This window comes from Lawsonibacter sp. OA9 (assembly GCF_022440585.1).
In genome coordinates, this window is the sequence record NZ_JAKNTI010000022.1 from 784,440 (window position 1) to 808,223 (window position 23,784).

Annotated in this window: 24 protein-coding genes and 1 tRNA gene; 20 read left to right on the plus strand and 5 right to left on the minus strand. The window is 56.9% G+C overall.

Translation table 11 applies throughout. The features are described 5' to 3' along the window. Positions 1 to 31 precede the first annotated feature (31 nt). The 13 genes from MCG44_RS04830 (at position 32) to MCG44_RS04890 (ending at position 12,690) form a co-directional block, all read left to right on the plus strand. The gene (locus tag MCG44_RS04830) at positions 32 to 1,009 is read left to right on the plus strand and encodes a prephenate dehydratase (protein ID WP_240287095.1); all 978 of its coding nucleotides are present in this window, start codon (positions 32 to 34) and stop codon (positions 1,007 to 1,009) included. A 19-nt stretch (positions 1,010 to 1,028) separates the two neighbouring features. After that, the gene (gene ymfI / locus MCG44_RS04835; protein WP_240287098.1) at positions 1,029 to 1,766 is read left to right on the plus strand and encodes an elongation factor P 5-aminopentanone reductase; all 738 of its coding nucleotides are present in this window, start codon (positions 1,029 to 1,031) and stop codon (positions 1,764 to 1,766) included. A 211-nt stretch (positions 1,767 to 1,977) separates the two neighbouring features. After that, a complete protein-coding gene (locus MCG44_RS04840; protein WP_240287100.1) occupies positions 1,978 to 3,039 on the plus strand; it encodes a putative glycoside hydrolase in 1,062 nt (353 codons plus the stop codon). 290 nt (positions 3,040 to 3,329) lie between these two features. After that, positions 3,330 to 3,644 carry a hypothetical protein gene (locus tag MCG44_RS04845; RefSeq protein WP_186852731.1) on the plus strand — a complete coding sequence of 105 codons (315 nt, stop codon included), beginning with the start codon at positions 3,330 to 3,332 and terminating at the stop codon, positions 3,642 to 3,644. Continuing rightward, the gene (locus MCG44_RS04850) at positions 3,644 to 5,617 is read left to right on the plus strand and encodes a V-type ATP synthase subunit I (RefSeq protein WP_240287102.1); all 1,974 of its coding nucleotides are present in this window, start codon (positions 3,644 to 3,646) and stop codon (positions 5,615 to 5,617) included. The genes MCG44_RS04845 and MCG44_RS04850 overlap by 1 nt, the downstream gene beginning before the upstream one ends. A gap of 19 nt (positions 5,618 to 5,636) precedes the next feature. Beyond that, a complete protein-coding gene (locus MCG44_RS04855; protein WP_147570704.1) occupies positions 5,637 to 6,140 on the plus strand; it encodes a V-type ATP synthase subunit K in 504 nt (167 codons plus the stop codon). A gap of 24 nt (positions 6,141 to 6,164) precedes the next feature. Then, positions 6,165 to 6,851 carry a V-type ATP synthase subunit E gene (locus MCG44_RS04860; protein WP_240287103.1) on the plus strand — a complete coding sequence of 229 codons (687 nt, stop codon included), beginning with the start codon at positions 6,165 to 6,167 and terminating at the stop codon, positions 6,849 to 6,851. A 110-nt stretch (positions 6,852 to 6,961) separates the two neighbouring features. After that, positions 6,962 to 7,954 (plus strand): V-type ATPase subunit, encoded by a 993-nt coding sequence (locus tag MCG44_RS04865; protein WP_240287104.1) that lies wholly within the window; start codon positions 6,962 to 6,964, stop codon positions 7,952 to 7,954. A gap of 15 nt (positions 7,955 to 7,969) precedes the next feature. Then, positions 7,970 to 8,278, plus strand: a complete 309-nt coding sequence (locus MCG44_RS04870; RefSeq protein WP_186852727.1) for a V-type ATP synthase subunit F — start codon at positions 7,970 to 7,972, stop codon at positions 8,276 to 8,278. After that, entirely contained in the window at positions 8,275 to 8,775 is a 501-nt protein-coding gene (locus MCG44_RS04875) for a GNAT family N-acetyltransferase (protein WP_186852726.1), read from the plus strand. The genes MCG44_RS04870 and MCG44_RS04875 overlap by 4 nt, the downstream gene beginning before the upstream one ends. A gap of 40 nt (positions 8,776 to 8,815) precedes the next feature. Beyond that, a complete protein-coding gene (locus MCG44_RS04880; protein WP_186852725.1) occupies positions 8,816 to 10,591 on the plus strand; it encodes a V-type ATP synthase subunit A in 1,776 nt (591 codons plus the stop codon). Beyond that, on the plus strand, positions 10,588 to 11,964 hold the full coding sequence (locus tag MCG44_RS04885; RefSeq protein WP_147570698.1) for a V-type ATP synthase subunit B: 1,377 nt from the start codon (positions 10,588 to 10,590) through the stop codon (positions 11,962 to 11,964). The genes MCG44_RS04880 and MCG44_RS04885 overlap by 4 nt, the downstream gene beginning before the upstream one ends. Positions 11,965 to 11,976: 12 nt before the next feature. Next, positions 11,977 to 12,690 (plus strand): V-type ATP synthase subunit D, encoded by a 714-nt coding sequence (locus tag MCG44_RS04890; protein ID WP_147570697.1) that lies wholly within the window; start codon positions 11,977 to 11,979, stop codon positions 12,688 to 12,690. Positions 12,691 to 12,820: 130 nt separating this feature from the next. On the opposite strand, the gene sstT is transcribed toward MCG44_RS04890, so the two are convergent. Next, a complete protein-coding gene (gene sstT / locus MCG44_RS04895) occupies positions 12,821 to 14,038 on the minus strand; it encodes a serine/threonine transporter SstT (RefSeq protein WP_147570696.1) in 1,218 nt (405 codons plus the stop codon). A gap of 149 nt (positions 14,039 to 14,187) precedes the next feature. Next, positions 14,188 to 14,263, minus strand: a tRNA-Gly gene (locus MCG44_RS04900). Between the two features lie 57 nt (positions 14,264 to 14,320). On the opposite strand from MCG44_RS04900, the gene MCG44_RS04905 reads away from it, so the two are divergent. From MCG44_RS04905 to MCG44_RS04935, 7 genes are all read left to right on the plus strand, one after another. After that, the gene (locus MCG44_RS04905) at positions 14,321 to 14,566 is read left to right on the plus strand and encodes a hypothetical protein (protein WP_240287105.1); all 246 of its coding nucleotides are present in this window, start codon (positions 14,321 to 14,323) and stop codon (positions 14,564 to 14,566) included. A 107-nt stretch (positions 14,567 to 14,673) separates the two neighbouring features. After that, positions 14,674 to 15,408, plus strand: coding sequence for a GntR family transcriptional regulator (locus MCG44_RS04910; RefSeq protein ID WP_186852723.1), 735 nt, complete (start codon positions 14,674 to 14,676; stop codon positions 15,406 to 15,408). Between the two features lie 208 nt (positions 15,409 to 15,616). Next, the gene (locus MCG44_RS04915) at positions 15,617 to 16,636 is read left to right on the plus strand and encodes a TRAP transporter substrate-binding protein (protein WP_240287106.1); all 1,020 of its coding nucleotides are present in this window, start codon (positions 15,617 to 15,619) and stop codon (positions 16,634 to 16,636) included. Between the two features lie 64 nt (positions 16,637 to 16,700). Continuing rightward, the gene (locus MCG44_RS04920) at positions 16,701 to 17,186 is read left to right on the plus strand and encodes a TRAP transporter small permease (protein ID WP_186852721.1); all 486 of its coding nucleotides are present in this window, start codon (positions 16,701 to 16,703) and stop codon (positions 17,184 to 17,186) included. A gap of 2 nt (positions 17,187 to 17,188) precedes the next feature. Then, on the plus strand, positions 17,189 to 18,481 hold the full coding sequence (locus MCG44_RS04925; RefSeq protein ID WP_207721954.1) for a TRAP transporter large permease: 1,293 nt from the start codon (positions 17,189 to 17,191) through the stop codon (positions 18,479 to 18,481). Positions 18,482 to 18,562: 81 nt separating this feature from the next. Beyond that, on the plus strand, positions 18,563 to 19,228 hold the full coding sequence (locus MCG44_RS04930; RefSeq protein ID WP_186852719.1) for an RraA family protein: 666 nt from the start codon (positions 18,563 to 18,565) through the stop codon (positions 19,226 to 19,228). A 36-nt stretch (positions 19,229 to 19,264) separates the two neighbouring features. Beyond that, a complete protein-coding gene (locus tag MCG44_RS04935; protein ID WP_240287107.1) occupies positions 19,265 to 20,083 on the plus strand; it encodes a carbon-nitrogen hydrolase family protein in 819 nt (272 codons plus the stop codon). A gap of 1,099 nt (positions 20,084 to 21,182) precedes the next feature. On the opposite strand, the gene MCG44_RS04940 is transcribed toward MCG44_RS04935, so the two are convergent. From MCG44_RS04940 to MCG44_RS04950, 3 genes are read right to left on the minus strand one after another with little or no spacing between them, the layout of a single operon-like run. Next, positions 21,183 to 22,262 carry a hypothetical protein gene (locus tag MCG44_RS04940; protein WP_186852717.1) on the minus strand — a complete coding sequence of 360 codons (1,080 nt, stop codon included), beginning with the start codon at positions 22,260 to 22,262 and terminating at the stop codon, positions 21,183 to 21,185. Between the two features lie 30 nt (positions 22,263 to 22,292). Next, positions 22,293 to 22,883 (minus strand): lactate utilization protein, encoded by a 591-nt coding sequence (locus MCG44_RS04945; protein WP_147570694.1) that lies wholly within the window; start codon positions 22,881 to 22,883, stop codon positions 22,293 to 22,295. A 20-nt stretch (positions 22,884 to 22,903) separates the two neighbouring features. Next, entirely contained in the window at positions 22,904 to 23,776 is an 873-nt protein-coding gene (locus tag MCG44_RS04950) for a YitT family protein (protein ID WP_186852716.1), read from the minus strand. Positions 23,777 to 23,784: the final 8 nt, after the last annotated feature.

Sequence of the window (23,784 nt, forward strand, 5' to 3'; positions counted from 1 at the left end):
GTTGACGATGTGAGGAACGAGAGGAAACGATATGAGAGAGACAGAAGAACTGGTCCGTTTGGACCGGGAGATAGAGCGGCTGCTCCGCCGGCGCCTGGAACTGGTGGCCGGGCCGGAATCTGGGAGTACCGGCTACGACCAGTGCAGGCGGGCTATGGAGGCCGCCCGCCGCCCGGTATCCCAGCCCAGAGTGGTCTATCAGGGAGTAGCCGGAGCGTACAGCGAGATGGCCGCCCTCACCTTCTTTGGGAAGGAGGCCCGCTGTCAGGGGCTGGCCCGCTTTGAGGATGTCTTTGAAGCCGTCCATCGGGGGGAAGCGGACTATGCTGTCCTCCCCATCGAGAACAGCTCCACCGGCGCTATCCGCCAGGTATATGAGCTGCTGACCCAATATCAGCACTATATCATAGGGGAGGACACCGTTAGGGTGGAGCACTGTCTGATGGCGCCCAGGGGAGCGAGTCTGGACACCATTACCCAGATCTACTCCCATGAGCAGGGCCTGTTCCAGAGCGACCGTTTTCTGTCCCGCCACCCGGAATGGGAACAGATCCCTTTTGGGGACACGGCGGGCAGCGCCCAGTATGTGGCCCAGACCGGAGACATTACCAAGGCCGCCATCGGCTCGGCACGGGCGGCGGAGCTCTATGGGCTGGATATCCTGTACCGGGGCACCAACCACAACAGCGGAAATACTACCCGCTTCGTAGTCACCTCCCCGGTGATGGAACTGCGCCCCGGAGCGGACAAGATCGCCGTCCTGCTTTCCGTCCCCCACCAGGTTGGAAGTTTGCAGCGTATTTTGACGGTGTTCCTGCTCCACGGGCTCAACCTGATGAAGATCGAGTCCAGACCCATGCCGGACAAGCGGTGGGAGTACCTTTTTTTCATGGAGTTCTCCGGCTCCCTTACCGGACCGGGGATGGAGGAGGCCCTGGAGGAACTGTCCCGATCCACCTCCTATCTCCGGGTACTGGGCAACTTCAAAAACAGCCTGACAGAGGGATAACGAACAAGGAGGAGAGCAGATGGCCAACACTGTGCTGATTACCGGGGCCTCACGGGGCATCGGAGCCGCCACCGCCCGGTACTTTGGAGAACAGGGCTGGCAGGTGGCGGTCCACTACCACGAGCGGGAGGACCTTGCCCTGGAGCTGGTGCGGGAGCTGCGGGAGATGGGGACCTGTGCCGTAGCCCTGGGCGCGGATCTGGCCTGCCCGGATCAGGCCTCTGCCCTTCCTGCTCGGGCGGAAGAAGCTCTCGCCACTCTGGACGCTCTGGTGTGCGGCGCTGGGATCGCCCTGCCCCAGCAGCTCGTCACGGATACCAGCGACGATGAATGGCGGCGCCTGATGGGGATAGATCTGGACGGCGTCTTTTATACCATACGGGGGGCCGTCCCCTCCTTCGTCCGGCGGCGGCAGGGCGCGATTGTCACCATTTCCTCCATGTGGGGAACCACGGGAGCGTCCTGTGAGGCACCCTATTCCGCCGCTAAGGCGGGCGTCATCGGTTTGACGAAGGCTCTGGCCAAGGAACTGGGGCCCTCCAACATTCGGGTCAACTGTGTGGCCCCCGGTGTTATCCAAACGGATATGAACCGGCATCTGTCCCAGGCGGATATGGATGCTCTGGCAGATCAGACACCTCTTTGCCGGACTGGTGATCCGGAGGAGGTGGCTCGGGCAATTTTCTTTCTGGCCTCCGAGCAGTCTTCCTTTGTCACGGGCCAGGTCCTGGGCGTGGATGGCGGCATGGCGGTCTAAAGAGCGGGAGGAGAGGCAGAAAAGTCTCTCCTCCCGCCTGGCTTTTTACGAAAAGCATAAAAGGGCGGACCAAGCCCAGCCCCCTGACAAATAACAACAAAAAGAACCCGGTTGTCAAAGAAACAAAAAGTTGCTATAATAAGAAACAAAGTGGGTATTTTTTCCCCAAAAGGGAATAAATGTCACCTACCCCCGAGAGGAGGACGGCTCCATGTCCCGACAAAAGGGCGGTTTTGGCGGCTATCGTGGCCGCAGAACGCTGACCGATATATTGAGATTGATCGCGGTCGTCCTGACCGTGTTGGTGATTTTGGTGCTGGCGGGACTATTTTTCGGTCAGAAATATATTGTCCAGACGGACCGGGGCCTTCAGTTTCAACTGCCTCAGGCCCTCCGCCCAGGGAAGGAGGAGCCCGATATTGGAGACATCAGCGTGGTGATCCAACCCTCGGATTCAGAGCGGCGGGAGGAGCCTGAGCAGGAGCCGGAGCGCGCCCTTACGGCGGCCCTTCAACTGCCCTTGTCCGCCGTGCTGGACGGCACCGCGGTCGGAAGCATGGAGGAGGCCGGAGCTAATGCCCTGATCCTACAGATGAAGGGCAGGGAGGGCCAGCTGAACTGGGTGTCCCAGCAGCCCTTGGCCGTAGCTGCCGGAGTCAGCGGGCAGGACCAGTCGGTCAACGATGCCCTGACCGCATGGAACCAGGGCGAGGTCTACACGGTGGCTAGGCTGTGCTGTTTCCGGGATAATACTCTGCCCTATCAAAATAACGCAGTGGCCCTCCGGGCCAGCTACGGCAACTGGAGGGACGAGCTGGGACTGCGCTGGCTGGACCCGGCTAAGGCCGAAGGACAGGCCTATGTCGCCGGCCTGTGTGGGGAACTGGCTGCCCTGGGCTTTGACGAGATCGTGCTGGAGTGCTGGGCCTATCCCAGCCGGGGAAATCTGGATGTGATTACCGACGGCCCGGCGGGGGACAGGCAGGCTGTGACTGATTTGGCGTTGGCCTTGCTGGAGCAGATTGACGCGGAGACAGAGGGATACGATGTCAGGATCTCTTTGGTGGCGGACGGGGAACTGCTTGAGAGAACGGGCCTGGATCTCAACAGCCTCGACCAATGGGAAGGAAATATTTGGACAGTGGGAGAAGGAGAATATCTGGCAGGACTGGACAAAAATGCGGACGGCGGTCGAATCGTCCGGATCGTATCTGCGCTGGAAGGGAAAGAAGCGGGAGCGCAGGGTGTGCTCCCGGAGCCGGAACTGGGATAAACAGAAGCCGCTGGCTGCGTTATGCAGCTGGCGGCTGTTTTCCTTTCAGGGGAGGGGCTGAAAATGCAGGAATAAAGATGACGGAATTGTAAACTATTGCAAAAGAGAGAGGGAATACCCCGCAAAAGATGTGCGATAGAGGGTGAAATAAAACGAAAAATGCCGCATTATAAAAAAGGTATACGAAAGATAGATAAAATAAAGCTTGCATTCCTAAGTGATTTCACATAGAATAAAAGGTACATAATTTCATCAGGAAGCGTGGATGAAGATGAAAAGGTGGTGAGGATATGGCAGTGGAAGCCATCCAAAAGGTGACGCAGGTCGAGGCGGAGGCCGACCGCCGCAAGGAGGAGGCCATGGCCGAGAGCAAGCAAAAGCTGCTGGTGGCGCAACGAGCTGCCCAGCGGCTATTGGCGGATAGCCGGACTGAAGCAGAGAATGAGGCCCGTCAGATGCTGGTTCAGACAGAGGAAGAAGCGGCTAAGGCTACCCAGAAGGTACTGGAACAGGCCAAATTAGACTGTGAGCAGTGGAAGCGGACAGCTCGGACCCGGCTGGACCAGGCCGCCCGCACAATCGTAGAAAAGGTTGTGAATCGCTGATGGCCATCATGAAAATGAAACGCCTGCGGTTGATCGCCATGGCGGAGGACCGGGAGACCATCCTCCGCACCCTCCAGCGCATGGGATGCGTGGAGGTCAGCGAGGCCGGGGTGGAGCCCTCGGAGGAGGGAGATGCCTCTGGGCGGGAACTGCTCCAGCACCTGCGGGACAAAGTGTCCCGGCTGGATGCCAGTGGGCTGGAGCGGGCCCGGGAGGAGCGGGGAGAGGCGGAGCGAGCTCTGGCCACGCTGAAGCGGTATGCCCCAGAAAAAGGGAAACTGCTCCAGCCCCGGCCCGACCTAAAGGAGGGAGAGCTCTTTGACCAAGGGCGGGCCCGACAGGCCCTGGATGGGGCCCAAGAGGTCAACGAGGCAGAGCGCCGCATGGCTGCCATCCACAGCGAGCAGTCCAAGCTGCTGGCCCAAAAGGCCGCTTTGGCGCCCTGGCTGGAACTGGACCTGCCCCTGGAGACCCAGTCTACCCACCAGATTATGATCCAGCTGGGCACCCTGCCCGCCAATCGTCCCTTTGAGGAGGGGGAGCAGGCGGTTCAGGGGGCCGGAGAGCTGGTTCAGCTGACTCAGATATCGGCGGACCGGGAGCTGCGGTACTGCCTTCTAGTATGCCACACCAGTCAGGAGGAGGGCGCCCTAGAGGCGCTGAAGGCTCTGGGCTGGTCCCGTGCCAATCTGCGGGATTGGACGGGGACGGCGGCAGAAAACACGGTCCGGCTGGACCGGGAGCTGGAGGAGTTGGCCAAAGAGTTGGCCCAACTGGAGGAGAAACTGGCCTCCATGGGACACCTCCGGCCCCAGCTTCAACAGCTGGCTGACTTGGCCCAGGTGGAGAGTGACAGAGAGGAATCCCGGGGAAGGCTGCTGAATACCAGCCAGACCTTCTATCTGGAGGGCTGGGTGCCGGAGGAGAACTGGCCCCAGTTGGAAAAAGCCCTGGAGAAATATCCCTGTGCCTATGAGGCGGCCGATCCAGTGCGGGAGGAGTATCCGGATGTACCGGTGAAGCTGAAAAACAACTGGCTGACCCGGCCGTTGAGCATGGTCACAGATATGTACTCCCTGCCCGCTTACGGAACGGTGGACCCCAACCCCCTGATGGCTCCCTTCTTTATCCTGTTTTACGGGATGATGATGGCGGACATGGGGTATGGCCTGCTGATGATGGCCGTTGCCTGGGTGGTGGTGAAGCGGGCAAAGCCCGAAGGGGCGACGATGCGGCATATGTTCCCGCTGCTGGGGCTGTGCGGCGTGAGTACCTTTATCTGGGGAGCGGTGACGGGAAGCTTCTTTGGCGACTTCCTCACACAGCTGGTGGCGCTGACCACTGGAGGCCAGTTCGCCCTGCCCGCCCTATTCTCCCCGGTAGATGACGCCCTGGCGGTACTGGTAGGCTCGCTTGTGTTGGGCTTGGCTCAGATCTTTACTGGCATGGGGATTAGCATGTACCGCAAGATCAAGCGGGGGGCTGTGATGGAAGCTCTGTGCGGCGAGGGAGCCTGGTACCTGGTCTTTCTTCTGGCCGGCGTGGCCGCCCTCACCGGACAGATCAAGGCTTGTGCCATTGCCATCGTGGTCCTGCTGCTGTTGACCCAGGGCTATGGGAAGAAAGGCATAGTGGGCAAGCTGGTGGGGATCGGCGGGTCGCTATACAACAATATCACCGGCTATTTCAGCGACATCCTGTCCTATTCCCGGCTGATGGCCCTGATGCTGGCGGGGGCTGTGGTGGCCCAGGTGTTCAACACCCTCGGCTCGATCACCAATTTCCTGCCCACCTTCATCCTGATCTCTATGATCGGCAACGCCCTGAACTTCGCTCTGAATCTGCTGGGCTGCTATGTCCACGATATGCGGCTGCAGTGTCTGGAGTACTTCAAATACTACTACGAGGACGGGGGTAAACCCTTCCGTCCCCTGGAGTTCAAGACGAAATACTATCACATCGTCAAAGAATGAGAATAAGGAGGAAACAACAATGAGTTTTCTGGAATCTTTCGGCGGTTTGGCCCTGGCCCTTCTGGGCGCCAGCCTTGCGGTGGGATTGAGCTGCGTGGGCTCCGCCAAGGGCACCGGCATCGCCGGTGAAGCGGGTACCGGCCTTCTTAGCGAGGACCCCAGCAAGTCCGGTAAGGTCATGGTGCTCCAGCTGCTCCCCGGTACCCAGGGGCTGTACGGCATGGCCGTGTTCTTTGTGGCCCTGATCCGCATGGGCTTTATGGGCAACGCTCTGGCGGTGAGCGAGGCGATGTCCGTCCAACTGGGCCTGCAATTTTTCTCCGCCTGTATGCCTATGGCGATCGGCGGCCTGCTGTCCGCTATCGCCCAGGGCCGCGTGGCTGCCGGTTCTATCAATATCCTGGCCAAGAAGCCGGATGACTGGTCCAAGGGCCTGATTCTGTGCGGTATCGTGGAGTTCTACGCCATTTTGTCCCTGTTGTGCTCTATGATTATGCTGTTCTCCCTGAGCGTGCCGCTTTAATTTCCACCGAGAGGGGACGAACATATGGAAGGAATCGAAAAGATCACGGCCAAGATCATTCAGGACTCTGAGGCGGAAGTGACCCGCATTCTGGAGGAAACGGAGCGAAAGGCCCGCTCCATCGGCGAGGAGGCCCAGGCCCAGGCCGACCGAGAGCGGGAGGAGATTTTGGCCCGTGGCCGCCGGACCGCCGACGAGCGGCTGGAGCGTCTGAAATCCGCCGCCCAGATGGAGCGGCGCAAGCTGGAGCTGGCCGCCAAGCAGGAGGTGCTGGCCGAGGCATTTGACCTGGCCCTGGAGAAGCTGTGCACCATGCCTGAGCAGGAGTATGTGGCGCTGTTGACCAAGCTGGCCCTGGAGGCGTCTTCCACTGGCCGGGAGCAGCTCATCTTCTCCCCCCAGGACCGCAGTCGGGTGGGCAAACAGGTGGTGGTGGCAGCCAACGAGGCCCTGGTAAAAGGGGTGGCCCCCGAACTGCCCGAAGCGATCACCGAATCCAAGGTAGGAGCCTTCCTGGGCAAGGTGGTCAACACCACTGCCGCCATGGTTACAGGTACCGGCCTGCTTACCCTGAGCGAGGAGACCCGGCCTATCAAGGGTGGCTTCATCATGGTGGACGGGGACATCGAGGTAAACTGCGCCTTTGAGACACTGGTTCGCCTCCAGCGGGAGAAGCTGGAGAAGGAAGTGGCCGGCGTGCTGTTCCCCTGAGAGTTGGGACAGAGTGAAGAGTCAGGGGGAAGAGCGGAGAAATGCCCTTTCCCGCGGGATCTTCACTCTCCACGCCCAACTCTCCACTCTCAAGTAAGGGAGGGAATATTTTGTCCCACCAGATAAAGGATATAGACTACCTGTCCATTTCTACCAGGATCCGGGCCATGGAGAACCGCCTGCTGACAAGGGAGAGGATGGACCGGATGATTGACGCCAGGGAGAACGGGGAGGCTATGAAGATCCTCACCGAGTGCGGTTACCCGGAGGATAGAGGAGGCGGGCTGGAGGGCGTGCTTGCCCAGGCCCGGGCCGATACCTTCCGAGACATCGCCGGGGCGGTACCAGATCCCCGCCTGGCGGAGATATTCCAATTGAAATATGATTATCACAACGCCAAGGTTATTCTGAAGGCCCAGGCTGTGGGCGCCGACCCAGAGCGCCTGCTGCTGGCCGGTGGGCGGTATGACCCCAGAGAGCTGCTGGAGGGATGGCGGCGAGAGGAGCTCCAGGGCTGTTCAGAGGAGTTCCAGCGGGCTATGGCCAAAGCATGGACCCTTCTAAGGGAGAGCCGGGATCCCCAGCAGGCCGATCTGCTTCTGGACCGAAGCTGCTATCAGGAGATGGAACGACTGGCCAAGGCGCTGGGCAGCCCCTTCCTCCTGGGCTATGTCCGGCTGAGTGTGGATGTGGCCAATCTTCGGACCGCTGTCCGGGCGGCCCGAATGGGCAAAGAGGGAGACTTCCTGCGCCGGGTGCTGCTGCCAGGAGGAAATGTGTCTCAGCAGACAGTAGCTTCCGCCCGGGCAGACACACTGGGCGAGGTGTTCCAGTCGGGACCCCTGGCCCAGGCCGCCCAGCTGGGGGCCAAGGTAGCCCTGCCCGGTGGAGGATCTCTGACCGCCTTTGAAAAGGCCTGTGACGATGCGCTTACAGCCTATTTGGCCGCCGCCCGCATGGTCCCCTTTGGGGAGCAGACGGTCATCGGCTACCTCTATGCCAAGGAGCTGGAGTTTACGGCAGTCCGCACCATCTTTGCCGGGCGGGCAGCTGGACTGGACGGAGATACCATCCGGGCCCGGCTTCGGCAGACCTATGTATAAGGGGGGTGGCTGGAGATGTATAAGATCGCGGTGATGGGCGACGTAGCCAGCGTCCTGGGCTTTAAGGCCCTGGGGCTGGATGTATACCCTGTGGCTGGCCCGGAGGAGGGGCACGAGACGCTCCACCGGCTGGCCAGGGAGAATTACGCCATTATCTATATGACCGAGCAGCTGGCCGCCAAACTGACGACTGACATCGCGCGGTATAAGGACGCGCTGACCCCGGCGATCATTTTAATTCCCGGAAAGGAGGGTCCCCTGGGTATCGGCATGGCCAATATTAAGACCGCGGTAGAGCGGGCGGTGGGCGCTGATATCCTATGACGGACCAGGGAGAGGTCCTCCGTCTTGCCTCGCTGGAGGAGGCACCGCGGCTTTTCCAGCTGATCCTCCGACGGATCACTTGGCTGGAGGAGCGGGGGATACGTCAGTGGGAGCGGGACGACTATCTTACCTATTACCCCTTGACCTATTTCCAGGAGCGGGCCCGAAATGGGGCGCTCTATGGCCTGTGGAGGCCCGACGGGGCGCCCAATGTGGTGGCGGTGCTGCTGGAAGAGGATGATCGCTGGCCTGCTGGTGGGTCCGCACTCTATATCCATAACCTGGCCGCGAACCCGGATGCCCCAGGCGCCGGGGAGCGGATGCTAAGGCAGTGTATGGCACTGGCCAAAGCCATGGGGAAGGACTATCTGCGTCTGGACTGTGGACGGAACAATCCAGCGCTGAATGACTACTATGAACGACTTGGCTTCTCCTATGTGGGCCCAATGGAAGTGGGCAGCTACCAGGGTAACCTGCGGCAGCGCCCCCTCCTTTGAAGGCCAGTGGAACAGAGCCAGAAGAAAGAAGGTTTAGCCTATGGGAAAGATCGTCAAGGTCTCCGGCCCGCTGGTGGTGGCCACCGGTATGGAGGAGGCCAATATGGCCGACGTGGTCCGTGTGGGCGAACAGCGCCTCATCGGCGAGATCCTCACCATGACTGGAGACTCTGCCTCCATTCAAGTCTATGAGGAGACCTCCGGACTGGGCCCTGGGGCCGAGGTGGTCACCACCGGCGCCCCCCTGTCTGTGGAGCTGGGCCCCGGTCTGGTGGAAAATATTTACGACGGCATCCAGCGCCCCCTGGAGGAAATCATGAAAAAGGTCCAGGGGAACAACCTGCCCCGCGGTGTGGAGGTCCCTGCCCTGGATCGGGAAAAGAAGTGGGAGTTTGTCCCCACAGTCCAACCGGGGGCCCAGGTGGTGGGCGGTGATGTCATCGGCACTGTCCAGGAGACGTCCTCTATCCTCCATAAGATTATGATCCCCCCGAAAATGAAGGGGAAAATCCTGTCCATTCAGTCCGGCACCTTCACCGTTACGGAGACGGTAGCTGTTCTGGAGCGGGAGGACGGCTCCCAGGTGGAGCTGCCTATGATGCAAAAATGGCCCGTCCGTGTGGGCCGGCCCTATAAGCGTAAGTATCCCCCCGTCATTCCCCTCCAATCTGGCCAGCGTATTGTAGATACCTTCTTCCCTGTGGCCAAGGGGGGCACCGCCGCCATCCCCGGCCCATTTGGTTCTGGTAAAACGGTGATGCAGCACGCCCTGGCCAAGTGGTCCGATGTGGACTTGGTGGTCTATATCGGCTGCGGCGAGCGGGGCAACGAGATGACCGACGTGCTCCGGGAGTTTCCCGAACTGGTGGACCCCCGCACTGGAGAGTCCCTGATGAAGCGGACTGTCCTCATCGCCAACACCTCTGATATGCCGGTGGCCGCCCGTGAGGCGTCTATTTATACTGGTATCACTATCGCAGAATACTTCCGGGATATGGGCTACGCCGTGGCCGTCATCGCTGACTCCACCTCCCGCTGGGCCGAGGCTTTGCGTGAGATGTCCGGCCGTCTGGAGGAGATGCCCGGCGAGGAGGGCTACCCAGCCTATCTGTCTTCCCGTCTGGCTCAGTTCTATGAGCGGGCCGGCTCCGTGGCCTGTCTGGGGTCCGATGGGGACCGCCGGGGCAGTCTGACCGCCGTGGGCGCCGTGTCCCCACCGGGCGGCGACCTGTCCGAGCCCGTGTCCCAGGCCACCATGCGTATCGTCAAGGTGTTCTGGGCCCTGGACTCCTCCTTGGCCTATCGCCGCCACTTCCCGGCCATCAACTGGTTGACCTCCCACTCCCTGTATCTGGATTCCCTGAAGCCCTGGTATGACGAAAACCTGGGCAAGGAGTTCCTGCAGAACCGGGAATGGGCCATGGCCATCCTCCAGGAAGAGGCCAGCCTGAACGAGATCGTCCAGCTGGTGGGCAAGGACTCTCTGTCCCCCAAGGACCAGATCACTTTGGAGACTGCCAAGATGATCCGGGAGGACTTCCTCCAGCAGAACTCCTTCGCGGACATCGACTCCTACTCGGAGTATGACCGCCAGGCCCGCCTGCTGGCTATGATCCACCAGTACGACCAGGAGTGCCGGGGCGCGTCAGAGCGGGGAGGCGATTTGAACGCTCTGTTCTCCATCCCCGCACGGGAAAAGATCGGCCGGGCCAAGTCCGTCCCCGCTGATCTGTATAAAGACTCCTACGCCAACCTGTTGGTGGAGATGGAGGAAGAGATCAGCGCCATTGCCGAGAAGGGAGAGGATGCACTGTGATCCGAGAGTATAAGACGATACAGGAGATATCCGGCCCCCTGATGGTGGTGGACCGGGTACAGGGCGTCACCTATGACGAGCTGGGAGAGATCGAACTGACCGACGGCACCGTCCGCCGCTGTCAGGTGTTGGAAGTAAACGGGAATACCGCAGTGGTCCAGCTGTTTGAAAACTCAGCCGGTATCAATCTGGCGGACTCCAAAATCAGGTTCCTGGGACACCCTCTTCAACTGGGGGTGTCCGGAGATATGCTGGGCCGGGTGTTCAACGGCATGGGGGAGCCTATTGACGGCGGCCCAGCCATCCTGGCCGACGAGTATCGGGATATCAACGGTCTGGCCATGAATCCCGCCGCCCGCAACTACCCCAATGAGTTCATTCAGACGGGTATCTCTACCATTGACGGGCTGAACACCCTGGTCCGCGGCCAAAAGCTGCCTATCTTCTCCGGGTCCGGCCTGCCTCACGCCGCTTTGGCGGCCCAAATCGCCCGGCAGGCCAAGGTGCTGGATGGGGAATCCAACTTCGCCGTGGTTTTCGCCGCCATTGGCATCACCTTTGAGGAGTCGGAGTTCTTCGTCCAGGAGTTCCGGCGTACCGGCGCCATCGACCGTACGGTGCTGTTTACCAATCTGGCCAACGACCCGGCAGTGGAGCGTATCGCCACGCCCCGCATGGCCCTGACAGCGGCGGAATATCTGGCCTTTGAGAAGAATATGCACGTACTGGTCATCATGACCGACATCACCAACTATGCCGAGGCGCTACGGGAGGTCTCCGCCGCCAAGAAGGAGGTCCCAGGCCGCCGGGGCTACCCCGGTTACCTGTATACCAACCTGGCGACCCTGTATGAGCGGGCAGGCCGCCAGCTGGGCAAGGAGGGATCCATTACCCTGATCCCTATCCTGACTATGCCGGAGGACGACAAGACCCACCCCATTCCCGACCTGACCGGCTATATTACCGAGGGGCAGATCATTCTTTCCAGGGAGCTGTACCGTAGGGGCATCAATCCCCCGGTGGACGTACTGCCATCCCTGTCCCGTCTGAAGGACAAGGGCACCGGAGCGGGCAAGACCCGGGAGGACCACTCAGGCACCATGAATCAGCTCTTTTCTGCCTACGCCACCGGAAAGGAGAACAAGGAGCTCATGTCCATCCTGGGCGAGGCGGCGTTGAGCCCCACCGACCTGCTCTATGCTAAATTTGCGGATGAATTTGAAAAGCGGTACGTTTCTCAGGGGACAGATGAGAACCGCTCGATTGAGGAGACGCTGGATTTGGGCTGGGAGCTGCTATCTATCCTGCCCCGGAGTGAGTTGAAGCGGATCAAGCCGGAGTATATCGACAAGTATTTGCCCAAGAAGGACTAAGGGGGGAGTGAAATGCCTTCCACGACCATCAATCCCACCCGTATGGAGCTCACCCGGCTCAAGGGCCGGCTAAAGACCGCCCAGCGGGGCCATAAGCTGCTCAAGGATAAGCGAGATGAGCTGATGAAGCAGTTTATGGACGTGATTCGAGAGAATCGTTCCCTGCGCCGCCGGGTGGAGGAGGGGCTTATGCGGGCCCACGGCTCCTTCACTGTGGCCGCGGCTCTGATGTCTCCAGAGATGCTGGAGCAGTCCCTGCTCTACCCCAAGCAGTCTGTGGAGCTGGATATGACCTTCCAGAACATCATGTCAGTGGACGTGCCCAAATATGAATTCCGCACCAGCAGCCAGGACCCAGGGGAGATATATCCCTATGGCTTTGCCCAGACCAGCGGCGAGCTGGACGACGCGGTAGACGCTATGTCACAGGTGTTCCAGGATATGCTGAAGCTGGCGGAGATCGAAAAGACCTCACAGCTTTTGGCGGAGGAGATCGAGAAGACCCGCCGACGGGTCAACGCCCTGGAGTATGTGAAGATCCCGGAGATGCAGGAAAATATCAAGTATATCACCATGAAGCTGGATGAAAACGAGCGGGCCAACACCATTCGACTGATGAAGGTGAAGGATATGCTTCTGAAGGAGGCCATCGAGGATCGGAGAGCCGAGAACGCTAGAGCCGCAAAGGTTTTCAGGGCTTCAGGTGAGGCGCCGCAAGAGGTTTAAGGCGTATGTTTCCTCACTTTGTCAATGGGACAAGATAAAAAAGGAGGCACTGCCCGGAAAATCCAGGGCAGTGCCTCCTTATTATATTTAACCCACTGTTTTAGACGTATGGAGGAATGGGTCCCCTCCATCAATACCCCATATCCAGTCCGGCTTTCCTGCGGCCGCGGAACTCGGCCGCGGCAGTGAACAGCACATCGGAGGAGGAGTTAAGTGCGGTTTCACAGGAGTCCTGAATGACACCGATGATAAAGCCGATGCCGACCACCTGCATGGCTATGTCGCTGGAGATACCGAACATACTGCAGGCCATTGGGATGAGGAGCAGCGAGCCTCCCGCCACGCCGGAGGAGCCACAGGCGGCCACAGAGGAAACCAAACTCAGCAGGAGGGCAGTGGGAAAGTCCACAGAGATACCCAGCGTGTTGGCGGCGGCCAGGGTAAGGATGGTGATAGTGATGGCAGCGCCAGCCATGTTAATAGTAGCTCCCAGGGGAATGGAAACGGAGTACTTCTCCTTATCCAGACCCAAGTCTTCACACAGCTTCATATTCACCGGGATATTAGCCGCCGAGCTGCGGGTAAAGAAAGCCATGATGCCGCTGTCCTTCAGACATCGAAAGACCAGGGGATAGGGATTTTTCCGAATAGCCAGGTAGACGATGATGGGGTTGACGACCAGAGCTACCAGGAGCATACAGCCTACTAAGACCAGAATTAGCCGGCCATAATTCAGAAAGGACTCAAAGCCGGTATCGGATACGGTGGTATAGACAAGCCCTAGGATGCCGAAGGGGGCGCAGCTAATGACCCATCGGATTGCGGAGGACAGCATATTGGAGATGTCGCCCAGTACGGTCTTGGTGCCCTCGCCGGCCTCACGCATGGCTAGTCCAAAGACAACGGCCCACAGCAGCACGCCAATATAGTTTGCTTCAGCGATGGCGGAGATGGGGTTGCTTACGGCGCTGTTCAGCAGATTCTGGAGCACGTCAGCGATGCCGCCAGGGGCAGCCTGCTCGGCCTGCTCGGCCAAAATCAGAGTGGATGGAAAGAGAAAGCTGGTCACCACGGCGCACAGCGCGGCCAGAAAGGTGCCAATCAGATAAAAGACGATCACAGCGGACATGTTGCTCTTAGCTCCCTTTTTATGTTGAGAGAGGGAGTGAAGGACGAGGAAAAAGACCAGCAGAGGGGCCAGAGCCTTCAAAGCATTGACGAACAGAGTTCCCAGAATACCGATGACAGAGGCTTGGGGCAGGAGGGCACCCAGAGCGGCGCCCAGAATGAGTCCCACGATGATCCGTTTGACTAGGCTGATATGGTTCCACTTGTGTAAGAGTTCCATACTTCCGATTCCTTTCTTTGGTGAAGTAAAGGGGAGCGTAACCCTTTACCACAGGGCTGAATAAGGGACCGCTGACCTGCCCTGAAGGGATAGTGGCTGGGCACGAAAATTCAAAAAGAAAGACACGACATATGTCGTGTCTTTCCACTTGGAGCGAGTGACGAGGCTCGAACTCGCTACCTCCACCTTGGCAAGGTGGCGCTCTACCAGATGAGCTACACTCGCAGCGACAAATGGTATTATAACAGAAAACAGAGCGATGTCAACCCCGAAATTTAAATTTTGAAAAAATATAAAAAATGTCTTTGTCATGATTGGTTGACAAATTTGCAACAAAATTTAGTTGAGGAAATTATATTGCCTTTTATTCTATTCATTGTGACCGCCAAAGGCTGCTTAAATAATTTTCCATTTTTTGATATAATTGGCTTGCTTTTGTGCCAAGGCAAGGAAAATTTTGATGCGTTACCGCATTCATGGGAACAAGTGAGAAGCCGCCGGAAATATCCTGGAATTGACATATTATAGAGAACGTGATATAAAAAATATAATAATTGGTATGAGAAATGCAGGATTTGCCGCTGGGTACAGCAGAATATTTTTGGGATTGAGCCAGAAGCATGGAGAAGTAGGATATGGTACAGTATTTAGAAAAAATCGAAAAGAACAAAAGCTACAGCACGAAAATCTATCAGCAGATCAAATCGCTGATCATTACAGGCAAGCTGAAAGCGGGAAGCAACGTCAACGAACGGGAATTCGCCTCCATGCTGGGGGTGAGCCGGACGCCGCTGCGAGATGCGCTGACCCTTTTGGAGAAGGAAGGCTGGGTGGAGCAGAACGGAAAAATACGCATGGTTGCTCCTCTGTTGTGGCGGAATATTCTGGAACTGCTGGAGATTCGGGAGCCCATCGACATGCTCGGCTTTGAGCTGGCCTTTTATAAATATACACCGGAGGACTTTGCCCACCTGCATGGCATCCTCCAGGAGATGATGGACGTTACCAAGCAGGATCACGGTTCCTATTACAGCATCATGGCGCTGGATACCAGCTTTCACCGCTATATCAATCGAAAATCCGGGAATAGCATCTTATTTACCTTTTCGGAGGAGATCAACGAAAAGGTGACCCGAGCTTCTATCCTTAGCATGAAATACAGTGGAAAGGACGGCAATGCTTTTGCTCAGGAGCACCTTGCCATTCTGAAGTGCATGGAGAGCGGGGACTATGAAAATGCGTGCCGGTACCTGTCGGAACACTACAGCGCATGGAGGCAGCGAATGCTCTCGCTGCCGGGACACCTTGGCTTTGATCCGGCGAATCTGGATACCAAGCTTCAAGAGGAGTTCGTTACAATAGACAAATAATATCGATAATATTTGGATAATATAGAAAATTCGCATGATTTGGGTTGACTTTTTGGTGTACTTGATGTATAAATAGATTGCTATTTTTGGTATGCCAAACGCCAAATGCCAAATACCAAGTGCCAAGATAAGCAGAAATTGGATTAGATGGTGTAGGGGAAAGAAATGTTTCCGCCATCATAATTAATGTAAGAAAGGAGAATCAAAAATGAAACTAAAAAGGAACCTTGCATCCCTGCTTTCTGCCGTCTTGTTGCTCCCAGTGCTGGCCGGTTGCGGAAGCGGGGACTCCGGCAGCAACAACGAGCCCCGGGTATTAAAATTTACCGATCAGAACTCCGCATCCTCCGACGCCGGCATCTGGGAACAGCTTTTTGCCGACAAGGTATATGAGTACACAAAAGGCGAGCTGGAAGTTCAATGCTACTTTGACAACACCCTGTGCGGCTACGATATGCAGCCGCTCCAAGCTGGCATTGTGGACTTCATTCAGTATGTGCCCTCCTCTGCTGGCGACCTGGATCCCAGGCTGGGAGCCTTTGACGCCCCCTATGTCTATCGGGACGCGGCGCACCAGGAGGCGGTGTTCAACCCCTTCACCTCTGAGCCCCTGCGGGCCATTAACGAGGCGCTGGAGGACGACCATGTCATGCTCCTCACCGCCTTCAACTCTGGCGACCGCCAACTGACCTGCAACTTCCCCATTTACGACCTGAGTGATATGAAGGGTGCCAAAATCCGCGTGGTCGCCTCCGACCTCTATCAGGTGCTGTTTGCCAACGCCTTCGGTGCGGCCGCTACGCCAATGGCCTTCAGTGAAGTGGCGACCGCCCTGATTACCAATGTCATTGACGGACAGGAGAATCCTTACTCGACCCTGGTGAGCTCCGCCCTGTATGAAGTTCAGGCCTACTGCATGGAGACCCGCCACCTGCCCACAAACCTGGGTCTGTGGATCAACCGTGAAACCTTTGACAGCCTGACTGAGGATCAGCAACAGGCCGTGATGCAGGCTGCGGTAGATGCCACCCACGAGATGAATCAGCGCATCGTGGAAAAGGAAGAGGGCTACAAACAGATCTGCATCGATGGCGGCATGACGGTCATCACCGAGGAGAACGGTCTGGACTTGGCTAGCTTCCATGAGGCCGCTGAGACAGTCTACGACTATTTTTCCGACGACTGGGGTGACATGATTGAACTGATTCAGAACGTCGAGAGCGAGTAGACGATTCTTCATCCGCACGTCCGTCGGGCATTCCCTGCTAATTTGTACGAAAGGAGATATTGCCATGTCTGCTTTGGGAAAAATCTGGGACGGGTTCCGCAGCCTTGTTAATTCTGTCTGTGGGATCTTCCTTATCGTCGTCATCGCGGCGCTTGACATTCAAGTTCTCTGCCGGTCTTTTCTGGGCTTTTCCACTACATGGAGCGAGGAAGTGGCTATGATGTGCTTTACCGGCCTGATCTTCTGCTATCTCGCTCAGGCGGAGAAGGAGGAGGCGCACCTGCAACTGGAGATTATCTATCAGATCTGGCCCAGAACTAAATTTTGGCTAATGGTAATCGGCAAGGTGATCTGCTGCATGTACTGCGCTTTTGTCATCTATAGCGAATACCTTCTGATTCCGCCCATTTCAAAGCTGACTACCGCTGCCACTCACATTCCCATCGTTGCGATTCATGCGCTGATCGTTCTGGGATCCGCCATGTGGATTATCCAGAATCTAATTAGTATTTCTGCCCTGATCAAAGAGAGGAGGGCTGAGAGAGCGTGAACATGCTGTTGCTGTTGCTTGGCTTTGTGGCCTTGCTGGGGGTCGGCGCCCCCATCGTGGTGGCTATGGGTCTGCCTGCCATCGCATACTATATCCTGACCGACACGTCGCTGGCACTGGTGGGCTACTCTTTTTATCAGTCCTGTATGTCCTTTTCCCTGCTGGCGGTTCCAGCCTTCATCCTTATGGGCAATCTGGTCAGCGAGCTGGGAGAGACCACCCGCGGCTTTGATTTTGCCCGGGCGCTGGCAAAGGGAAAACGGGGTTACTCCTCCCGCGTAGCGGTTGTGTTGAGCCTAATCTTTGCTGGTATGTCCGGCGCGGCCATCGCTGGTGTGTGCGGCTTGGGCCCTATCTTCGTGGATTCTATGGAGGAGGAGGGCTACGAGCGGGAATACGGCGCGGCGCTGACTATCGCGTCTTCCACCGTAGGTCCCATTTTCCCGCCCAGCATTCCACTGGTGCTTTACGCCACTGTGGCTCAGATTTCCAGCGTGAAATCCCTTCTGGGCGGCGTAGTTCCCGCCATTGTGATGTCTGCCAGCCTGTTTATCTATGTCCTACTGGTGGACAAGAGAAAGCTGGTCAACCCGCCCAAGCCTTCCGTCACGAAGAAGGACGAGCGGCCGCTGGGGATCCTGTTCCTGCGTGCCCTTCCCATCATGATGGCTCCCGTTCTGATTCTGATTACTATGCTCTCCGGTATATTCAGCCCCGGCGAGACCGGCGGTATGGCGGTCTTGTATATGCTGATCCTGGGCTTGTGTCATCACTCCCTCACCTGGAGAGGCTTCCTCAACTGTGTAAAGGAAACCTGCAAGTCTGTGGCATCAATTATGGTCATCATGACGGCTGGCGGCATCTTCACCAAGGCGCTGATGTTGGAGCAGTTGCCAGAAAAAATCATGTCCCTGATGGGCCCCATCGCCCATATGCCCATGGTGGTCATCATCATGATCAACATTATCTTGCTGATTATGGGTATGTTCATGGAGAGCAACTGTGCGCTGATCCTCACCGCTCCCATCGTATTGCAGATCACCGCCAGCTTTGGCATGGACCCCGTCTACATCGGCGTGATGATGGTTATGAACCTGATGATCGGCCTAAGCACTCCGCCTTTTGGCCTGTGCATCTATGCGGTCGCCCGGGTGGCCAACGTGCCCTCTGAAAAGGTCATCAAAAGCGTGGTGCCCATGTATATCCCACTAGGCATCGCCCTGATTCTGACAACATTTTTCCCAGCTCTGTCCACCTTTGTCCCCAATACCGTGATGGCGATGCTGGGGGCATGATGGGGACGGCCGCGCCGTCCTTCCCGACTTTCCCCGAACCAGAAAACATATATCAAAAATTTGAAAAGGAGTATCACAACTATGACACAAGAAGAACTGTTTCAACTGGCACTGACCACTGACCCGGCCCAAATTGGGCACAGTGTCCAGGGCGGATATATGACCGGCATCTTCCCAATCAGCGACCACTTGAAGGTAATCGGTCCTGCCTTTACCATCCGTTTGCCCGGTACAGACAACGCCATGCTGTATTATGCGATGAAGCAGGCCCCAAAGGGCTCCGTTATCGTGATTGACCGAATGGGGGATAAGCGGATTGCCTGTCTGGGAGAGATGGTCGCCCGTTCCGCTAAGGTGCTAGGTATGGCCGGCATTGTGGTGGACGGCCCCAACACGGATACCCGCGCCATCCGCGAGATGGACTTCCCCGTCTTTTCCACGGGTCGCGCCTGCGTAACCAACACCTTTAAAGGGCTGGATGGAGAATATGGCATTCCTGTGAACTGTGGCGGCTGCGTAGTCCGCCCCGGCGACATCGTCTACGGTGACCTGGACGGCGTCGTCTGTGCCCCTGCGGACCAGTTCGAGGAGCTGGTCCTGCACGCCAAGCAGCAGGACGAGAACGAGGTTCTCTGGCGGCAGAATTTTGAGGCCGGTGGCTATGTCGACAAGTTCATCAATCTGGAAAAGCTTGTCAAGATTGGCGCCCAGGGCGCGATTGCGGACCTATGTAAGGTTGACAAGTAATCATCTGCCATGAATTGCAAGAAGGAGGCACCAGAAATGAAGCGGCAGAGCACCTTTGTCCTGGCCCAACTGGCGTCAGACGGAGATCCCACAGTCAATTTTGAGAAGGCTAAAAGGGCGGTTGCCGAGGCAAACGAGAAGTACAAGCCGGATCTGATGGTATTCCCCGAGTGTTTTATGAGCTACTTTTCAGACCACCCGCCCCGTGAGGTATCGCTGGCGACTGCCCAGCATCTGGATGGCACCTTTGTCACCGGTATGCGTGAGCTGGCCAGGCAGTACGGGCACTGGATCATCTTTGGCATGAACGAGGCGGTGGAGGACCCTGAAGATGACCGCAATTACAATACCATTGTGGTAGTGGACGACAGCGGCGAAATTGTATCCTGCTACCGCAAAACTCATCTGTATGACGCCTTTGGGTATAAGGAATCTGATAACATGAAACCAGGCGACAAATTTTTTGAGCCCATTGACACGCCGTTCGGTAGGATCGGGTTGTTTGTCTGCTATGAGGTTCGGTTCCCTGAAGTAGCCCGTTATCAGCGTTCCAGGGGCGCGGACATTATTATCATGCCAACCGCCTGGGTGCGCGGCGATCTGAAAAGCCAGCATTTCAATACATTGATCGCCGCCCGGGCGATTGAGAATACGGTCTATATGGTAGCCTGCGACAACTGCGGCCCAATGTTCATCGGGGAAAGCGTTGTTATGGACCCGATGGGCGTCACTATAGCAGCCGCTGGCGAGGAGGAAGGGCTGATGTGTGCCCATATCGACCTAGACCGTGTGGAGCGCGTGCGCGCCAAGCTTCCCGCCTATAAAGACCGCCGCCCCGAACTCTATACCATCTGACCCAACCATCCGCATACAAAGGCGGAACCTAAAGTCTTTTGATCATCGTAATATGGCCCTTTGAATATTCAGTTTGGGAAACGTGCTGCGCTAGGTTTCCCAAACTGTTTATTTTATTGGGACGAAAAATCGCAAGAAGAAACCGAAATGACGCACTTGCTTTCCGGGCTTATGCCTAGCCTTTCTGATCATCAGCGTAGCTGATTCATTCTGAGTGAGGAGCTTACAATGGGATTTTTGACTGGCAGTTGGTTGCTACTGTCACAGGCTTCGTGGTGCTTACCCCTGCGATGGCCCAGTCCATGAGTCCGGTTAGTACCTCCTTGTTACACACATTTAGATTCCTCGGAAATCTTCTGACTAACGATTCCGGCAGAGAGGTGTTCCTTGGAAAAGTGGTGAGTCGCCTAACCGCAACAGGGGCCAGTATGTTGCGTTCCGGTGGGCTTCTGATGCCGGATACGAGTCCTACCCGCAGTTAAATCTGGGATGAAAGAAGTACTGTTCTGTCACCGGACAGGAAAACAGCATGGATAGACCAGCTAATTAACCTTTTAATAGACACATCTGGCATAGTGTAGATGCCCAGTAAAACGAACAGTAAAAAAAGGCCCCTGATGTAGGAAAATAGACTACATCAGGGGGTATTGCTATAAGAAAACGGAATTATACACATATGCAGGAATGTTACCTGCAATAGAAGCGATGGTCCAGGCAGGGAAGACGAAACGAAAAATAAATGAACACTTTGGCTTCAAAGATAGTGAATGGAGAAAAAATCAAGGAATGTCCCAGTATATTCCTGGTGACAAAATAGTAGTGAGCCGAAAATGTATTAATATGATGGAATGCCATGAGCACATGCCAAAGATTTGTACATAAGGCGAAGCAGAATGGTAACATGAGAAAAGGAAGGTACACATTCTTGATGTATCTCCCCTGCTCTTTCCCTGGTATGTCAAGTCTCATTCAATCATCGTAAATTCGTGGTAAAATAGTTGCTTTTTACTTGATGAACAGTCCCTAAATACTGTATTTATGAGATTATCAAATTTACTATATTACTATATTTGATTTTGCAATCGTTAATGGGGGACCCTCAGCGCGGCAGAATATCCTCTGGGTCCCAGAGATATCCCCTTTGCTCCATCTCCGCGCTGGACAACAGGGAGAAGCCGTGCTCGCCATATTGGGACAGGTCCAGGTGGTACTGGCTCTCCGGGAGTTGAATGACATTCCAAAAATGGGGGGCGCCGTCCAACGAGCCCTCAATCACCTGACAGGAAATATCCAGCCGGTTATAGACCATAGCTGCCGCCAGGGCGAGCCCCTGGTCGTCGGCCCCCCTCTCCAGCAGGGCATGGTAGGCGGTGGACCCACCCTCTGGATTATATCCGCCGGCGGCATGGATGGCCTGGGCGGCTGCAGGGAGTAATTCCTCCGTAGTGAAGAACTGAGATTGGAGAATCGCCGTCATTTTTTGAACGGTCTGGTCTAGAACTTCCCTGCGGTGAACCAGCTCCTGCTCGTCCAGGTGGTAGTGCAGGCTGATCTCCACCACGCGCTGACTGCCGCTGTCTGGATAGAAGGCCACCGTGGCCTCAGGGAGATCCAGGGCGGTAGCCGGCGTAGCAAAATAGGCTTCCCGGACCAGATCCAAAATGTAGGCCTCATCCCCGTCAAAATAGCTAAGGCGAAGCACAGATTCTGGAGCGAAGGACGCCAGACTCTCCTCCAGTTCGCCACGGATGGCGGCAGCCCCGGTGGCCGAAACGATGGAGGCCACCTGTTCTTTGGTACGGCGATAGATAATCTGGACCTGGGCCTCGGAGTAGGTGACGATAGAGTCCACGCTGTGTTTGATGTACTCCACGGCATAGGCGCCCAAGGGGTCCTCCTGAACCACCTCACGGCAGGCATCCTCCAGGTCTTTGGCCACATCCTCAGAGTCGATATACAGACGGATGGTGCCGTTCTCCGCCCCGGTGCTGACCATGTAGATGAGCACATTGACCAGCTCCTGATAGCTGTCCGCCCGTAGAATGGAGGTATCCCCTTCTGTGGTAGGAGCCGCGTTGTGGGTCGTGATGTCCAGATACTCCCGGTCCAGCATGGAGGAGCACCCGGACAACAGCAGGGCGGCAGAGATGGCCAGACAGGCCAGAGATCGTTGCTTCATCAGTACACAGCCTTTCTTTGGCGGCCGGTTTTACATACCGAGCTCCTGGCCGATCAGTATGACCTCCATATGGGGATGGTTTAGGGGCGGCGCCCACAGGACAGTGAGGACCCGGCAGATTCGATCCGGGCTCTGGCAATCATAGCAGCGGTCGGCCTTCACCGCGCATGGGGTCCTTCTGCCCATACTCTGTGCCCTCTTGGGGGCCGCTACATTCCTAGCCCGCCACAGAGCGGAGTCCAAATCAGGGGCGATTTTATTGGTCCCTGCCACAAAGTAGACCTCCTGGTGTCCAAAGGCGGTAGAGGCTACCCGGTTCCCGTTTCCGTCAATGTTGATGAGCTCCCCGGTTTCTGCCACCGCGTTGACAGAGGTGAGGTACACCTGGGTGGACATGGCGTCCGTCAGGTCGCCCCCCTCCCAGTGCCAGACAACTTGGTTATGAGAGGACAGCTTGGGATATAGCTCCATGCTTTTCAATGTCATGGAGCCGCCAAAGGCCACTGTTTTGCCGTTGATCCTGCTGTCCAGATAGTCGGCCGCCTCTTGCGGGGTATCAAAGTACCGGACGATGTAGCCCTTTTTTTCCAAATTCGCGGTCAGCTTTTTTAAATCTGTCATCGCAGTATTCCTTCCTTTTTCTATATTTCATTTGGATGATAGAGCCGGAAGCCGTGGCCCAGGACCTCATGGGCATCACAGACGATCAGGAAGGCTTCGGGGTCCAGCTCCTTTACCGTCTGTTTGATGGCCACGATCTGCCGCTGCTTGAAGGCGCACATGAGTACCTGCTTCTCCTCGCCGCTCCAGGCGCCCTGACCATGGAGGACGGTCACCCCGCGCTCCAGCTGGTGGACGAGACCGTCCAATACGGGGCTGGACTTTTCAGTAATGATATAGGCGACCTTGGCGCTGTCCATGCCATAGAGTACCTTGTCGATTACTACGGTAGACAGGTAGAGGGAGATGATGCCATACAGGGCGCTGTTCAGGCTGCGGAAGGCCAGCGCCACCGCCGCGATGACTGCCAGGTCCACCGCCATCAGCAGCCGACCCATGGGCAGGTGACCGAAGGGCAGCTTCAAGAGCCGGGCAATCAGGTCCGTGCCTCCAGTGGTGGCCCCCTGGAGCAGAATGATGCCTAGGGACAGGCCTATTAGGACACCGCCGAAGACACTGGCCAACATAGGGTCCATGGGCTGGAATGAGTGGATAGCAGCCACAATATCCACGCCCAGAGAGGTGGCGGCCATGGCGAAGAGAGAGGACAGCAACAGACGGCCGCCCAGGTACTTCCAGCTCAGAAGAAACAGGGGGATGTTCAGCGCTATGACCGCAATACCGATTGGGATAGCTGGGACGGCAGCGTTGATGATCTGGCCGAGACCAGTGATGCCGCCTAGACTGATCTGGTTGGGGACATAGCACCAGTTGAAGCCAAAAGAGAAAATGGCGGAGGCAGCGACGATCCAGAAACAGCTTTTTATCGCGGAACCAAGTCCTTTTTTACCCATTCAGATAC

Bases quoted from the DNA above. Each gene is read 5' to 3' on its own strand.
- MCG44_RS04830 (WP_240287095.1), top strand. From the start codon at position 32: ATGAGAGAGACAGAAGAACTGGTCCGTTTGGACCGGGAGATAGAGCGG.
- ymfI (WP_240287098.1), top strand. From the start codon at position 1,029: ATGGCCAACACTGTGCTGATTACCGGGGCCTCACGGGGCATCGGAGCC.
- MCG44_RS04840 (WP_240287100.1), top strand. From the start codon at position 1,978: ATGTCCCGACAAAAGGGCGGTTTTGGCGGCTATCGTGGCCGCAGAACG.
- MCG44_RS04845 (WP_186852731.1), top strand. From the start codon at position 3,330: ATGGCAGTGGAAGCCATCCAAAAGGTGACGCAGGTCGAGGCGGAGGCC.
- MCG44_RS04850 (WP_240287102.1), top strand. From the start codon at position 3,644: ATGGCCATCATGAAAATGAAACGCCTGCGGTTGATCGCCATGGCGGAG.
- MCG44_RS04855 (WP_147570704.1), top strand. From the start codon at position 5,637: ATGAGTTTTCTGGAATCTTTCGGCGGTTTGGCCCTGGCCCTTCTGGGC.
- MCG44_RS04860 (WP_240287103.1), top strand. From the start codon at position 6,165: ATGGAAGGAATCGAAAAGATCACGGCCAAGATCATTCAGGACTCTGAG.
- MCG44_RS04870 (WP_186852727.1), top strand. From the start codon at position 7,970: ATGTATAAGATCGCGGTGATGGGCGACGTAGCCAGCGTCCTGGGCTTT.
- MCG44_RS04875 (WP_186852726.1), top strand. From the start codon at position 8,275: ATGACGGACCAGGGAGAGGTCCTCCGTCTTGCCTCGCTGGAGGAGGCA.
- MCG44_RS04880 (WP_186852725.1), top strand. From the start codon at position 8,816: ATGGGAAAGATCGTCAAGGTCTCCGGCCCGCTGGTGGTGGCCACCGGT.
- MCG44_RS04890 (WP_147570697.1), top strand. From the start codon at position 11,977: ATGCCTTCCACGACCATCAATCCCACCCGTATGGAGCTCACCCGGCTC.
- sstT (WP_147570696.1), bottom strand. From the start codon at position 14,038: ATGGAACTCTTACACAAGTGGAACCATATCAGCCTAGTCAAACGGATC.
- MCG44_RS04910 (WP_186852723.1), top strand. From the start codon at position 14,674: ATGGTACAGTATTTAGAAAAAATCGAAAAGAACAAAAGCTACAGCACG.
- MCG44_RS04915 (WP_240287106.1), top strand. From the start codon at position 15,617: ATGAAACTAAAAAGGAACCTTGCATCCCTGCTTTCTGCCGTCTTGTTG.
- MCG44_RS04920 (WP_186852721.1), top strand. From the start codon at position 16,701: ATGTCTGCTTTGGGAAAAATCTGGGACGGGTTCCGCAGCCTTGTTAAT.
- MCG44_RS04925 (WP_207721954.1), top strand. From the start codon at position 17,189: ATGCTGTTGCTGTTGCTTGGCTTTGTGGCCTTGCTGGGGGTCGGCGCC.
- MCG44_RS04930 (WP_186852719.1), top strand. From the start codon at position 18,563: ATGACACAAGAAGAACTGTTTCAACTGGCACTGACCACTGACCCGGCC.
- MCG44_RS04935 (WP_240287107.1), top strand. From the start codon at position 19,265: ATGAAGCGGCAGAGCACCTTTGTCCTGGCCCAACTGGCGTCAGACGGA.
- MCG44_RS04940 (WP_186852717.1), bottom strand. From the start codon at position 22,262: ATGAAGCAACGATCTCTGGCCTGTCTGGCCATCTCTGCCGCCCTGCTG.
- MCG44_RS04945 (WP_147570694.1), bottom strand. From the start codon at position 22,883: ATGACAGATTTAAAAAAGCTGACCGCGAATTTGGAAAAAAAGGGCTAC.
- MCG44_RS04950 (WP_186852716.1), bottom strand. From the start codon at position 23,776: ATGGGTAAAAAAGGACTTGGTTCCGCGATAAAAAGCTGTTTCTGGATC.